The organism is Streptomyces panaciradicis (genome assembly GCF_023516615.1).
In the GTDB taxonomy this organism is placed as follows: Bacteria; Actinomycetota; Actinomycetes; order Streptomycetales; family Streptomycetaceae; genus Streptomyces; species Streptomyces panaciradicis.
In genome coordinates, this window is sequence record NZ_JAMGBF010000050.1 from 56,985 (window position 1) to 72,133 (window position 15,149).

General features: G+C 67.6%; 6 protein-coding genes. 4 read left to right on the forward strand and 2 right to left on the reverse strand.

Annotated elements, in window-relative coordinates; genetic code table 11:
- The first annotated feature begins 387 nt into the window (after nucleotides 1-387).
- The 3 genes from M8J74_RS19070 (at nucleotide 388) to M8J74_RS19080 (ending at nucleotide 5,337) form a co-directional block, all read left to right on the forward strand.
- On the forward strand, nucleotides 388-1,035 hold the full coding sequence (locus M8J74_RS19070; RefSeq protein ID WP_249837592.1) for a nucleotidyltransferase domain-containing protein: 648 nt from the start codon (nucleotides 388-390) through the stop codon (nucleotides 1,033-1,035).
- A 403-nt stretch (nucleotides 1,036-1,438) separates the two neighbouring features.
- Entirely contained in the window at nucleotides 1,439-1,636 is a 198-nt protein-coding gene (locus M8J74_RS19075) for a hypothetical protein (protein WP_234042171.1), read from the forward strand.
- An 89-nt stretch (nucleotides 1,637-1,725) separates the two neighbouring features.
- Nucleotides 1,726-5,337, forward strand: coding sequence for an NACHT domain-containing protein (locus tag M8J74_RS19080; RefSeq protein WP_249837593.1), 3,612 nt, complete (start codon nucleotides 1,726-1,728; stop codon nucleotides 5,335-5,337).
- Nucleotides 5,338-6,207: 870 nt separating this feature from the next.
- Here M8J74_RS19080 and M8J74_RS19085 read toward each other — a convergent pair.
- Both M8J74_RS19085 and M8J74_RS19090 read right to left on the reverse strand, forming a co-directional pair.
- Entirely contained in the window at nucleotides 6,208-9,099 is a 2,892-nt protein-coding gene (locus M8J74_RS19085; protein ID WP_249837614.1) for a class I SAM-dependent DNA methyltransferase, read from the reverse strand.
- Nucleotides 9,100-9,347: 248 nt separating this feature from the next.
- A complete protein-coding gene (locus tag M8J74_RS19090) occupies nucleotides 9,348-13,781 on the reverse strand; it encodes an AAA family ATPase (RefSeq protein ID WP_372500212.1) in 4,434 nt (1,477 codons plus the stop codon).
- Between the two features lie 156 nt (nucleotides 13,782-13,937).
- On the opposite strand from M8J74_RS19090, the gene M8J74_RS19095 reads away from it, so the two are divergent.
- On the forward strand, nucleotides 13,938-14,795 hold the full coding sequence (locus tag M8J74_RS19095) for an alpha/beta fold hydrolase (RefSeq protein ID WP_093600681.1): 858 nt from the start codon (nucleotides 13,938-13,940) through the stop codon (nucleotides 14,793-14,795).
- Nucleotides 14,796-15,149: the final 354 nt, after the last annotated feature.

The following is a 15,149-nucleotide window of genomic DNA, read 5'->3' on the forward strand; positions in this document are numbered from 1 at the left end:
CGGTGTACGTCCCGCCGAACCGGTGCGTCGCCCACCTGCGCGGACGAGCTGCCTGCCGTCTGCTGACCGAGCCGTGTTGATCAACGGGCCCGGCGGCACGGGGAATTGTCAGTGGCGCGTCCTACGCTTGTGGTTGAGCAGCCGGAAATGCCTGTTGTGGCCGCAGATCTCTCACCGAGGAGTCAGCGGCCGCGGTGTGCACCCGGGTGGACGTCACGCCTGAGGAGGCACAACGCATGGTGAACGGCGAGCTGTCCGACGCGCTCCTGTTCCCGACGGCCTCCAGTGAGGCCGTCGGTCCTCTCCTTGCCGGCCCGGCCCTGTCGAAGGGGTGAGCCAGGCCCAGCGCTGCCCACGCAGTCACATCTCTTGGATCGGAGGGCCCCGATGGCTCACCTGAAGCAGCAGTTCAAAGAGGCGCTGAGCTCCATCGAGCCCGGCGACGACAAGACCAACGCGCCCGAGGCCCACCGCCTCGTCCGTGATGTCCTCGAGGCCGACCCGAAGCTCGCCGAGTACGGTGTCAGCCCGGTGTTGATCGGTTCCTACAAGCGCAACGTGTCCATCCGCAGGATCAAGGACGTCGACGTGTTCGTGCGCCTTACCGACGTCCCCGGGGACGTCACGGCGAAGGACATCCTCGACAGATTCTTCAAGGTTCTGCACGCGGAGTTCGGCACCGACGCCGACGGGCACCGGCGTACCAAGCGCCAGGACCGGAGCCTGCAGGTCTCCTTCCCGGAGTACGACCTCTACGTCGACGCGGTGCCTGCCCGTCCCTACGGGGACGGGACGTGGGAGATCCCGCAGAAGGGCGACGGGAACGAGTGGGTGCGCACCAACCCCGACGGGTTGACGGCACTGTCGAGCACGATGAACGCGGACCACGACGAGTACTACGTGCCGACCGTCAAGTTGCTGCGTCAGACCCGTCGTGCCCTGCTCGGCATGAAGAAGCCCGGCGGCTTCTTCATCGAGATGGCTGCCTATCAGGCGTTTGCCTCGGGCTCTGACAAATCCGCCAGTGATCACTAGATGGATGATGCGTTGACCTTGGAATATAGTGATCGACCCCGGATTCTCGGCAGTGGCGCAGTGCAGTTCTGAGCTGGGGTCTTTCTGACAGCTCTGGGACCTGAAGAGGCTCCGAAGTGCAGGTCTAGTGATCATCTCGGAATGTAGTGATCGGCACGAGATTTTTATACAGCTGCGTGGTGCGGAGAGTCAGGTATGTGCTGGTCAGGGGCGCATTTGGCAAATCGCGTCTGTGGTCGACTACTGAAGAGAAGCACGGCCACAGGCCAGGGGAGTGGGCCGTGTACGCGCTGGACAGGCAGGCCTGCAGTGGCTCCCCGCCTGCCGAACTCGCTGCGCCGAATAGTGGCGCTGCTTTCCTCGCTCTTCCAGAGACCCGCAGCGTCTTGGACAGTGCTACCACGTGGTAGCTGCTGCCGATGGAGACGTCGTCTGTCAGGCCTGTCTCAAGAAGCCGGGCGACTGCGGTGGTGCCTGCGGCCTGTGCCAACGCATCGATGAGTTCTCCGCCGCCATCCACCAGTGGCTGGTGGTAACCGGCCGCATCGACCCCGCCGCGCACATCACCCACCTGGAAATCCGCACCTGGCGGCCCCGCTAACGCTAGCCAGAGGGACGCTCGGAGGCCGACGGTCTGCAGTGTCTCCGCGAACCCGAAGATCATCGTGGGGCAGCCTTTACGCTGTGTACGTGGTCGACAGCTTAGAGGCGAGGCGGGGAAGCGTTGCTGGCGCTTCTGGTGATGCGGGCACTGAGTACCGGCGCGGCGTTGCTGCCTACACCGTTGCATGCGGTCTGGCAGGAGTCTCCCTGCCGCGCATCGGGATTCCATCCGCACATGCCCGAGTGGCATCGGTGTCGCTGGAGACCGACGACCCGGTCGACGACATCCGGATCGATTTCGACTCAGGGTGGCGAGCGCTCGTACAGGCCAAGCGAAGCCTGACGGCCGGGAAGCCTCTTAAGGAAGCCGTGGCCCAGTGGGTGCACGCCGCGGAAGCTGGTCTGAACCCCGCCAAGGATCGTCTGGTGATCGTCGCCGGAGCGCTGAGCGGTCCCATGAAGCACCTCCAGCGGGTTCTTGACCGCGGGCGGACCGATCATCCCGGCGCGCCCAGCAAGCCCGAGGCGGATGTGCTGGCGGATGTCCGTCGACTACTCGGCGCTTTGGACGAGCAGGCACAGGACCTGGTCCTCAAATGCACGGTGATCTGGGAACTGCAGGTAGAGGAACCGGGTGACCCAGGGGCCCAGCTGGCCATGGACCACCTGCGTCACGTGGTCGCCGACGGCACCCACAAATCGGCGGGCGACGCGTGGGAAGCCCTGGTCAGGGTCTCAGGCCGCGCTGCGCGGCTCCGGGGCGGATACAAGATCGCTGGCTGGCTGGACGCCCTGCACGGTGAAAGCATCGAGATCGGCAGTACCGGCAGCGCGCCGACGGCCGTGCTTGAGTTCCGGCGAGGGGCACTGCAGCGGTATATCGCGCGCCTCACTCGCGAGGGAACGCAGATCGACCTGCGTGCGCTGGGCGCCGAGCTGCCTAGCCTCCCGCTCGCGCAAGCAGACGCGAATATCAAAGTGGGCACCGACACTGAAGATGAGCGGAGCGAAAGCGAGTTGATCTGGGCTTTCCTGCGGCGCGGTCGCGTTGTGCTGACGGGCTTGCCCGGCGGTGGCAAGACCACTGCGCTGAAGCAGCTGGCGGCGGAACTGGCTTCGGACCGGACCCTCCCGCTACCGGTGCGGGTATCGCTCCGTGAAGTCAACACGGCTGGGTCGCAATCCAGTTTCCGGGACCGTCTCATCGCCGTCGCGGTGCGCGATGACAGGCCAGGAGACCGAATCGAGCTCACCCACGAGATCAACGAGCGCCTGGATCGAGACGGCGGCATCGCTCTGCTCCTAGACTCGCTGGATGAGACTTACGACCAGCGTCGGAAGGTGGTCAGCGAGATCGCCGACCTGGTTGCTGACCTGCCGGCAGGAGTCTGCATCCTGCTGTCCACACGCGATGTCGCCTATGGACAGGCTTCCACCCTCGGCTGGCCGAGCCTGCGTCTGCGATCACCCTCCGAGGTGGAGAGCACGGTGACCGCTGTCCTGGAGGCGGCCGCATCCCAGAAGCGTGCCAAGCCAACCGACCGGCGGGACTGGGTTGCCCAGCGCGCAGCATGGGTGCGGTCAACGCTGGCGCAGGACGCACAGCTCCGCGAAACGCCCCTCCTCCCCGTGCTGTTAGCGCTGCTCGCCGCACGGAAATCAACCCAGTCGCTCCCCACGCGGCGCGCGAGAATCCTCGAAGCCGTCGTGAAGCAAGTCGTCGCCGATCACGAGGTACAGCGCCGCGACGGACGCACTCTGGGACCGTTGACAGGCACTGCCCTGAACACGGCGAGCATGCAGGCATTCACCAGCGAGGCTGCAGAAATCCTGAACAGCCGGGGACAGGCCGATGCGGAATCAGTCGCGGCCGCCGTCGCCGCCGACCTCCGCGAACCCTGGGGGCTGCCGCCGGCGCAGGCGATTACCGCGGCCTGGGAGGCGGTCCGGCTCTTCGACGAGACCGGAATCTTCGTCATGTCAGGCCCCGACGAGACCATCGCCCCACGCATCACCCTCTTCGCGGAGATCGGAGACGCCATGCAGATCGTCTCGCGCCCGCAGGAGATCCCGGCATGGGTCGCGGCGCGAATCGCGGCCCAGCAATTCGAACCACTGGTGCTGGCGTGCGCTCTCAGCCGGAGCGTAGCGCGCGCCACCTCCGACGCCCTCCAAAGCAGCCCCGGGAATATCGCGCTGGCGAAGGCGCTTGCCCAGGCCGACCGGGAAGGGGCGGACCTCGACGACGCCACCGTCCGGCAGGTCTGCGAGAGCTTGATTGCTCACGTTGCTGAGGGAACTCAGGATGCGTGGTTGAGCTGGACCGACCTCCTTCGGCTGTCGATCCCCGTTGACCTGCGTGCCTCCGCGGAGGCCGCCGCAGCGCATCACGGCACGGACTACGCCCTGGTGGCGCGGGCGTCGCTGGCGCTCCACTTTCGCCCCGACGGCTCCCGCCCGGAAGATCCCCAGATACTCAAGGACCTGCTCGGCCTGCGGTCCCTGCCGCGCCGACCGTCAGTGAGCAAGAGCGTGAAGGTCACCCTTGAAGCGTGGATGATGGACAGGACATTGGGCGAGACACAGCAGAAAGCTGCCGAGGCCCTGCTGGAGCATGTCCCGGACGCTTCTTCTCTCATCGCAGCTCTTGCCATCGACGCTCCGTACGGGCTGCAGGAAGCCCTCACACGACTTCTCGACGACCGGGGCTTCGAGGACGATGTTCAAGCCATTCAGCACGCCAACGCGCAGCGATTCAAGGACTTCAGGCTGCCCTCGTGGGCCCCAGAGCGCGACGGCACCGCCTACGCACACTTCCTTGAGCTGGTAGCCGACCACACCACGTCCGACCTCACTACCGTGCAGGCAATCCTCCTCGATGAGCTGGCCGAGTTCGTCGAAACGATGGAGATGAACGACGGCGGCGTAACGCAGCTGCACAAGCAGCCGGACGACGTGCTCCGAGAACTCATCGCACTGACCACATCCCTGTACGGATTCGACCGTTCGGTCCTCGCGACCCAAGCCAAGATCGCGTGGTTCCGCCTGGAACACTGGGACGGCAACGCCCCCTACTTCGCGCTCTTCGACGCCGCATCCAAGCGATCCCGCCCCGACTGGACCGCGGTGCGCGATCGCGATGCGGCGGTGCGATTGCTGATGCGGCTGTTCACCCTTGGCCTCGGGCAGGCAGTATTCGCAGCGAGGTCCTTGTACGACACGTCCGTCGCCGAGCAGGCAGCCCCGCAACTACGCCAACTCCTGCCCCAGCTTCGCCCCAGCACACGACATGAACACATTGCAGCCGTGACGCTGGCATCGCTCACGCCAGGCCCGGAACCCGATTGCTGGGCGGACAGCGAGGACCCGGTCCTGCGTTCCGTGGCGGCTTTGTTGATCGAGCCCGTCATTGGAAACACCGTCGGTGCCCAGTTTCGACAGCTTCTTGACGACCCCGATGGCCACGTCCAGGAAGCAGCGCTCCGACACCTCATCAAGGCCCGCCCACCGGAACTCACCGCGATCATGAACGACATCCTCGCCCGGCCAAGACCAGGATGGATGTGCTTGAACTGCCGCACCGTGAACCTCCCACCGGGATCCGCCTCATGCACCAGCGACAAGTGCTCCACAGTCGGGGCCGATCCCGCCAAGCTCGCGGCCGAGTTCCTGCAGGCAAAGCCGCACGATGCGAGCTGACTGCCTCCGACGCGCAGATGCTTGGCTGCCGTCGCCCGCGCCGGCCCACCCGCAAGGTGGCGGGCCGCGCGGACCCTCCCGACTCGGCTGGGCAGGGTGACCCACCAGCGAGCAACAGGGAAGTCAGCCATGGCTGACGTCAGCCACCAGCGCAGACAGCGCGCGCGATAGGCGGAACAGGCGGCGCACCGGCCCGGCGGGCGAGGACCGCCGGTAGCTTCGTGCTATGGCGCCTCTTCGGATTCCCCCTCCAGTCTGTGGACGACTTCCATGAGGCGTCGATACGTCTCGCCATCTGCCCGACCGGAGAGATAGCGGAGGCTGTCCTCCAGCGGCGGGTAGCGTCCAGGTGCGCTGCTACGCAGGTCATCCAGGATATCCAGAAATTCCGGAGAAGCCCCTGCCTCTCGGGCATCGCGCGCGAGCTGGCGAAGCAGGTCCTCGTTTCGTGGCCGGGGGAAGCCAGGCACCTGTGCGATTTCCTCGCTCGTGACGGGGCCGGGCCGCTGGGAGTCCAGAACCGTAATGCCCTTGGTTGTCGAGGCTGTCGGGCTCAGAAGGACGCGTGTCTGCCAGGAGTAGGCAATCCTGTCAGGCTCGCCGGTAAGAGGGCCAACCCGTCCTGGGCTGCCAGCAGCCAGCGTACGGAGGCAGTGAACCACTACTTGCGCCCATCGATCTCCTGGCGACGCCTGCTGGAAACGGCCCGTCTGGAGCACGGGCGCCCCGGTGCCGTCACGAGTGCCGCCCGGCAGGCGAGTTGATCTGTCCCTGCGCAGGCTGTGAGGATCGTGACGCGCCGGGGCACCTCACGTCCTCTCCGATCTCCTCTCGCTCATCTGCTCGCGCCCTCATGTGTGGCTGCAACGTTCACGGGGTGCTCCACTCGCGCAGTGCCTTGAAAACGGAGTCGCTGTCCAGCTCGTGGCCTCGATCCAGGCTCTTGAGGAGAGCCGTGGAACTCGTCATGCGGTCGGGGTAGTACAGCTCGGGTGCCAGGCACGTGGGGCAGTCGCTCAGGAGGCAGAACGGCGAGAGGGGGAGGGGTTCGTCGTTTGGGGGGATGAGGTACAGCTGGTCGTCTGCCAGAGGGTGTGCCGTGTCGAAGGAGACCGTTGCGAAGTCGGGGTGATCGCCCATCAGGGCCAGGCCTGATACGCGGAACTTCCCGGCGTCGGGCATCCATTGAAGCCGGTCGGTGTGTACCCATCGGGTGTGCGCAAGGAATGCGCATCCCGAAAGGCTGCTGAGCATCAGCGGTTCGATGCGTCCAAGGCTCCTCTCCAGCTCGGCTCGTGTCCGGGGGCCTGCGCCGTGACGGATCTTGTTGCGGAGCTCGACCAATTGGTCAAGGTCGGCGAACAGGCCCTTTTTGCCCTTCTTGCGGGCTGTTGCCTCGACGAGGCCGGCGGCTGGGTCTCCGTGCTGGCGGGCGTCGTCGGCTACTGCCCTGACCACCCCCACCCAGTGGCCGAGAGAGACACCGCCCCGCTCAACGGACTGGCTCCACTGGGCGATGGCCGGCAGATCCTGACGGCCGCGGTCGGTGGCCAGGGCAAGGGCCATGATGCCCAGAGAAAGGATCAAGGACTCGGTGCACTGGATGGCTGCCTCGTGCTTTTCGGCCAGGGACAGGGCGTGGCGGAACTTGCGGACCGCGCGGGCTACGGCGTAGGGGTACGAATCCTGGAACAGCTTGTAGGGCTCGTTGTGTCGGCGCAGGTTCTGCGCGGTCAAGGAGCTGATCGCGGCGGCGTCATCGAGCCGCCCGCGCCGGGCCGAACCGGTTCCGCTTTCGAAAATCTGCATCCGTTTGCGGTGGAGATCGTCCTGGATGCGTGCGGCTTCCCGTTCTCCTTCGTCGAGCATGGCGAGGGCGGCGCGGATTTCCGAGAGGCTGCCGTCACACCGGGGGATCCAGATGTCGGCCATTTCGCGGGCCTTGATGTGCGGGATGACTCCGTACTTCGGCAGCTGCTGCTCGGCCAGAGCGCTGGACAGGTAGGCGATCACGTACTCGTGGGGCAAAGGCTCCTCGGTGAGCCGGATGACGATCAGGCCCTGGCCGGGCTGCACGCCGTCGTAGTGGCTCGGCACGCACGTCCAGTGGCGGGTCCCGGCGAGATCCCGTCCGATGATGTCGCCCTGCCGCAACCGGCGGCGGGGTTCGCGCTGGTCCGCGCGCAGGGGCAGGTCTGCCACGTCCGGTAGCGTGCTGGTCAGCAGGGTGGGTGTCAGAACCCGCCGTTGCCCGTCCGTGTCCGTCGCATCCGGTTCTTCGTCCAGATCGGCTTTGCGTACGGACCCGGGAAAGATTTCAGCGAAGTCCCCCAGACGGATGCCTTCCTGCGCGGCCCGCTGCATCTCATGGATCTGACGGAATCGCTCCAGTGACAGGTTGTAGTCCTCCGCGGCGATGTCCGCGGCTGTCACGCAGAAGCTCTGCTCGGACCGTGCACGCCGGCGCTCGCTGCTGCGCCGCAGCCGCCAACGCCGCATGAGATCCGGGAGGTTGTTGCGCGTGTGATCGACGGCATCCAGAACGCTGTCGGGAGCCAGCCCGAGCTTATCTTGCGCCAGCAGCGGCTCACGCCGGTCGTCCAGGCTGAAGCCGTCCGCCGTGAGATCGTAGAACCACACGCTGTCGTTCTGTCCGGCGTCCTTGGTGAAGAACAGGATCGCCGTCGATACCCCCGCATACGGCTTGAAGGTGCCGCCGGGCAGCTGGACCACAGCCTCCAGCCCGTGCACGTCCACCAGCAGGCGCCGAAGTTCGATGTGTGCAGAAGTCGAGCTGAACAGCAGACCGGCGGGGACGATCACAGCCGCGCGTCCCTTCGGCTTCAACAGCTCCAGAATCATGGCGAGATGAAGAAGCTCGGTCTTCTTCGTACGTACCATTGCGAGCAACTCGGGTGCGACGGCCTCGTAGTCGACGCTGCCCGCGAACGGGGGATGGGCCAGGACGACTGAGTAGCGCTCACGCTCCGTCCCGGTGCCCTCCGCCAGATTGTCCCGGTAGCGCAGATCAGCACCTTCGTAGCCCTGAAGAGCCAGCCGCATGCTGCTCAACCGCAGCATGGTCGTGTCGAAGTCAAACCCGTGGATCCTGCCGCTCACCTCCGCTGCGCTTTGCTGCGCGGTCTCCCGGCGGGACCGGTGGACGAACTGAGCAGCGGCAGCGAGGAGACCGCCCATGCCGCAGGTTGGATCGCACACCTCCTCGTCAGCTCCGGGCTCAGCCATCGCTGCCATCAGAGCCGCCAGATGAGGAGGCGTACGGAAAGCACCATAGGGACCGGCCGTGGCGATCCGGGCGAGCAGGTGCTCATACAGAGCGCCCGCGATGGCATCCCCCGCCGAGAGCGTCTCTTCCAGCAGGCCCACAACCCTGGCGAGGAGACTGGGGGTCGGGATCGTGAAACGAGCATCCTTGACGAGCTGCGAATAGCCCACTCCGGCGAAAGTGTGGCGACGCAGCCAGGGAAACACCTCGTCGGTCATCGACGTGTACATGCGTTGAGGTGTCAGGCGGATCAGTTGGGACCAGCGCAGATGCTGCTCATCCTGAGTGAAGACTGGCTGCTGCTGTGGGGATTCCTGCCGAACAGTCTCCCGCTCCCAGTGTTCCTGGACGGCGTCCAGCTCGCGGAGATAGAGGAGGTGGGATATCTGCTCCACGATCTCCAGCGGACTGGAGATTCCCGCTGCCCAGAAGGCGTCGAAGAGGCGGCTGGTGGTATGCCTGAGACCGTCGTTCATCACGCATCGGAGACTATCCGCGCTGTCCACGGCCCGGTGGCGCATCCCGGCAAACCGGCGGGCGCCTGCGCCACGAACGCCCCGCTCGAGGATGTGCTGACCGTGCATGTCTTGCCCAGGCCCGCAGCGGCGCCAGGACACGAGCGGACCGGATCTCGAGCCTTCGACGAGGCATTGCTGCCCAAGCGCGTGGGGCCCGGCCCGCGGGCCATCGGCGGTGACACGTCATCAGCGGGCCATTAGCGTCCCTACGACGGTTCTGCCTTCAGCGGCCAGTCCAGGGTGGCAAGTCCTGCCGGCCCGGCAATGTGCACATGCTGCGTATCGCCGGCAGTGTGCACGATGTTGGTGACCGGTGCCGCGGTGAGCAGGCTATGAACGAGGCGTCCGGTGAGAGGGTCCCACAGCCGCATGCCGGTGCCGTTGCCGGCTGCCAGCAGCCATGACCCCGAGGGCTGGGGGAGTGCGGTCATCACAGCGGTGTACGGGGTGTCGATACGGCCCATCCGGCTCCACCCCTGCGGATCCCAGAACGCGATCTCATGAGGTGTGGCGATGGCCACCACGACACGATTTTCGGGTAGGGGGACGAGGCACAAGGCGGTGACTGTGTTGCGGTAGGGCAGCGTGCGTTCCTCGACGAGTTCGCCACCGGCCGCATCCCACACCAGCAGCCGGGAGCGCACCGCCCCCGCCACCAGGCAGCTGCCGGCGGGGGACGGCAGCGCCAGCAGCGCGCTGACCGGCCCGGTGCCGGGGAGCGGTCTTACCTCGCCGGTAACGGCATCCACAATGATCGTCCCGCTGCGGTCGGCCACCACGAGAGCGGGTTGCCCATCCGGGAGCTGCACGGCGCAGCAGCGGGCTTGCTCGAACGAGCCGTTCACCAGTGGCCGGGCGACATCATCTCTGGTGTTCCACAGACGGATGCCCTTGGTGTCGCCTACGGCCACGGCTGCTGAGCCGCCCCGGATGGGCAGGGCTTCCAGGAAGGTCACGGGGGAGGGCTGCTCGTAGTGGTCGAGACACTGCCCGGTGGCGACGTCCAGGATCTCCACCTGGGAGCCGGTGGGGACGGCCAGCCGTTGCGTACCCGTCGCGGACGGCAGGGCGGCCATCAGGTGCGCTGCCCGCGCGACCCGCTGCGGCTTGGCCGCCTGCCGGGGCCGTGGCGAGGGTGATGGGCGGGAGCCCCGCTGCACCGCAGGGCGGGGACCGTGGAGTTGGATGCCCTCGTCACCGGTGATGGCAACCTTCCATGCCTTGTCCGGGCTGGGAATGCCGGCGAACATCGCTCGCGGCGACGCCGGGTACGTCCCAATATGCTGCGGCTCGGGCCGGGATGTATCCCACACCTCGATGGCGTCGTCCGTCACGATGCCGGCCACACTGGCGCCGCCTGGAGCAGCCAGCGCCACGAGCCGCTGACCCTGAGTGGGCAACCGGCCGACCACCTCGCCCGCCTGGAGGGCATCGGTGGGGAAGAGCTCGCTCTTGCGGGCGGTGATCTGGAAGGGGTTGAACAGCCAGACCGGCTCGTCCGGGCCGCCGCGCAGCACGGCCAGTAGATCGCCTTCCGGCCCTTGCACGGCGGCCATGGACCGGGCAGTGGAGAACGGCAGGTGCAGGGGCAGGACGTCGCCGGTCAGGGGATTGAACAGCACCCACCCAGCGCGGTGCCGTTTACACAGGTGGTAGCCCCGGCCCCGCCGGTCACGGACCCAGGTCAGCCGCTCCGGCAGGCGAAGATCGTCAGGCAGACGGACCAGCTGGACCACGTCCTCTGACGGCTTCCACAGGGCCAGTTCGTCCCGCCCGCTGGCCAACACCATCGTCCACCGGTCGGCGCCATCCTGCGCCACCACCACCGTGCGCACACTGAGCTGTTCCAGGCCCGCCAGTCGGCGGCCCGAAAGCGGATCGAACACCGCCGCGCTGCGGGGCCCGGCCGCCACCAGGAAAGGACGCCCGCTGGTCCCCTTCGCGACCGTCAGGCCATGAGCCACACCGGTGTCGATGTGGGTGAGCTGCTGGCCGGTTGTGCTGTCCCAGACACCGATGCCGTGACGGGTGCTGGCGGCGAGCAGTTGGCGGCCGCCCACCGTCGCCAGCGAGCACAGGGCGTGCACCCGGCCCATGGGGGACGCCACCACGTTGGTCCGCGCCTGCCAGTGCCCCCACTGGGTGCGCAGCCGCGGGCCGAAGGAACGGGCGGGAGCCGGCGATGCCGGCAGCAAGTCCTTGCCCTCTTCCTCCCCCTGTGTCGCCAGCTGGAAGGAGAGGCTGCTGAAGCGGGACGGGGCATCCACCGACTCATCCAGGTACGGCTCGATCAGCCCGGCCGATGTGAGCACCCGACGCTGGGGGTCACCCACCGGCAGCGGCAGGCCCAGCCGTCCGCGCAGCGACCTTGAGCTCTCCCAGACCGCCAGTTCCACCGGCATGATCGAATCGTCCAGAGCGTGGCCCAGCTCGGCGTGGGCCACCGTGTGGCGGCGCACATAAGGATGCGGTGCCAGGCGGCCGCCCTGCTCGGCCAGGTGGGCGCAGGCCTCGGCGATGGCACGGTGGACCTGCGGCACGGGCCGCAGGCCTTCCATCTCAGCAGCCCATTCGGCAGGAAGGCCCTCAAGGGGCTCCCCGATCAGCAGGCCCGGCTCGGTCAACAGCACCTCGGCCACCCGCTGGTGGACGGGCCGGTAGGTGACTCGGCCGTCCTCCTCACCGGCGGCGAGGTAGCCGACCAGGCGGCTGTGGCGGACCGTGCGGATCACCGCATCGATCTCGTCGGCGGGCGGTGCAGCCGGGCCGAGGACCGCGGCGGCCACCGCCGGCCACACTTCCGCCCACGGCAGCCCCGCGCCTTGGGCGAAGGCGGTGGCCCGCAGCACCGCCAGCAGCATCGGCAGGCTGATGTCCTGGTCCCTGGCTACCTGCCGCACATCGCTGGCCAGCAGCGCCGTCGTCCCGGCCAGCAGCCGGCCACGCCAAAGGGGATCGTGCACGTCCTGCCAGCCGATCGCGGACCTCAGCTGGGCGGCGGCCAGCCTGGCATCGAGGAACGACGGCTTCACGGCCTGCGCGATCACCGAGGCCACCTCGGCAGCCGCCGCGGCGTGGCCGGCATACGGGCTGTCCGCAGCCGCCTGCAGCACCATCTCTACATAGGCGGTGATGTCGGCGGCGGTCTGGGCCCCGTCCGTGCGCAGCAGGTCCAGCGGCACGCTGCTCTCGCCCATCCCCGCCTGCAGCACGGTGTACAGGAAACCCAGCAGCTGGTCGGCCGCCGCATCCTGCAGCTTGCCGCCCTCGACGTCCTGGGCCGAACTACGCATTCCCAGTACCAACCGCACCGCCGGTTCCCCGTCCGCACTCCGCAGCCGGGCCAGCGGGGCGATCACGTCGGACAGGCAGGCGGTCGGTTCCTGCGCCTCATCCAGACCGTCGACCACGAGTGTTATCGGCTCCCGCACCTCCGCGCAGACTGCGGCCACCCGGTCCAGCAGTGCCTGCACGTGTGGCTCGCCCCCGACTCTCTCGGTGCCGAGGGCGGCCAGCAGATCCTCGATCAACGCCAGCGACGACTTTCCCCGCGCCAGCACGGCCGCGTCCACCGCACGCTGCCGCGGCCGCAGCGGTGCGGGAACCGCCTCCACCATGTCCGCGAACCGGGTAACGAACAACGGATCGCTCAGCGTGACCAGCCGGGCCAGCAACGCCGACTTGCCCGAGCCGGCCGCCCCGGTCACCACTAGCACCCCCGCCCCGGCATGAACGAACTCCACCAGCGCCTGCATCAGCGTCTGGCGCCCGCTGAAATACCAGCCCGGATCATCGTCATCGGTACGGCCCGAGGCGCGGGCCAGCCAGTACTGCGCCAGGGTGGATGCCGAAAGCGACACCGGCTGCCGGGACGCCTCCACGACCTGTTCCTGCGGCTGATAGCGCGGGTTGGGCAGGCACAGGCTCGGCTCGTCGCGGCGCGAGTCCGGCCACACCCACAGCGCCCGCAGAAGGGCGGGGTTCTCATCCCCGACCGTGTTGAGGAGCTTCTCCCATTCCTCGAACGACAGATGGGGCGCGGTGAAGCCGGCCGACTCATCCCTGGCCTTGTCCAGCGCCAGCTTCAGCAGCTGCGTGAACTCGCCCCGGTGCGGCTCCTGCTCGAAATCACCGCTGGTGATCACAGCGAGGGTCTTCAGATCGCGCCGCTGCGCGCACAACTCCTCAAACAGCACGCCCAGTTCGCTCTTGAGGCTGCCGGCGAAGCACGAGTCGACGAGCACCAGCACGTGCTCCGCCTCGCTGTCCATGACCTGCGTGATCAGCTCGCTGGTGGGAAACGCGGTACCCAGCAGCCGACCGGGAGAGGTGTGGCCGAAGGTCAGGTAATGGCGCCGGGACTGGCCGCGCAGGCCGTGCCCCGTGATGTAGACGACCAGCGCCTGGTCCCACTGCGCCTGCGCGAGTTCCTGCTCGGTCAAAAACAGCCGCAAGTCCTCCGGCTGCGTCAGCTCCTTGGGCTGTGCGACCTCGAACCGCCGCTCCTCGTCCATCGCGGGATCGGCCAGCCAGCCGGTGATCGTCTCCACCTGCTGCTGGATCCCCGCGGTGAAGGCATCATCCTCGGTGAAGTACTCGTCGACCGCCACGACCACCAGCCGCCGAGGCCACGGCGTCACCCCGTTCAACTACGCCCCCTCACGCACACGTTGCCCAGCACTCTAACCACCCCGGCCAGACCGAGGCCGCGACACGACCGCGGCCTCGGCCGGATAGGATCCCGGCAGCCACCACTCCCGCATCTGCGGGACAGTAGGCCCAGGGGGAAGATCAGCGTGCACATCGTCGGTATCCACGGCATCTGGCAGGGCAATACCAACGCCGTGAAACTCTCGGCCGACTGGGCCGGTGCCCTGACCAAGGGCTTGCGCACCTACCACGGGCCCGCCTGCCCCATCCCCCCGCTGACAGTGGCCTACTACGGCAACCTCTTCCGCAACCCGAGCAAACGCCTGGGCGCACAGGCCGCCACCCCGCTCGTCGATGACGCCGACCCCTTTACCGACCAGGAAGAGGCGTTCGTCCTCGAGACCCTCGCCCTGTACGCCCCACCCGGCCTCGATCCCGAGCAGCTCCAGACCGAAACCCTCGGCCCGGGCATCCCCTACATCCCCCGCCCCGTCGCCCAGGCCGTGATCGCCGTCGATCACAAGATCGGCCGTGACATGGGGCGGCGCCTGCTCGGCTTCGTCCGCCAGGTCTACCGCTACCTGCACCACGACATCGGTGAGCGCATCCGCGCCGAGGTCCGCACCGAACTGCACCGCCCCGGACCCCGCTTGGTCATCGCGCACTCCCTGGGCAGCGTCATCGCCTTCGACATGCTCACCCGCGAGGACACCGGCCCCGGCCCCGACGGCCTGACCGCCCTCGTCACCTGCGGATCTCCCCTGGCCTGGCCCACCATCCGTCATTCGCTGGGCCAGGACGGCGCCCTCGAACTGCCCGACGGCATCGACTGGCTGAACCTCCACGCTGCCGGTGACCTGGTCGCCCAGAGCGGACTGGGGGCCGTCGCTCCGGCCGTCCGTGACGAACTCGTCCGCAACGGCATCACCGATCCGCATACTGCCGTGCGCTACCTCGAGAAGCAGCCGCTCGCCGACCTCATCGTGCGCACCACCACCGCGTAATGCCACCAGGGCAGGTGCAGACGGGTGCGCCTCGAGGGCCGGACCGCACGGAGACGGCCGCCTGGGCGAACACTGCTGCACGCGGCGGCGGTTGAGCCTCACAGAGGGTGCCGCAAGCCGTTGCTCTGAGCCTCAGCGGCTCTCAGCACCGGGCATTCCGGCCCGGAAGATCCGTCACAACAGCAAAGCGTGAGAGCTTCGGTTTGAGTACGGTCTCTCGCTTCCTCCTGCCGCTGCTTCGGCAGGGTTGCGCCACCTGCCCGCCCGCCTCCGCCTTGCGGCGGGGCGGGTCTCCTCGTCGGTTCCATGAGCAAAACGCTGGCCTGGGGATCTAGTAATCATTTCCGGATTTGG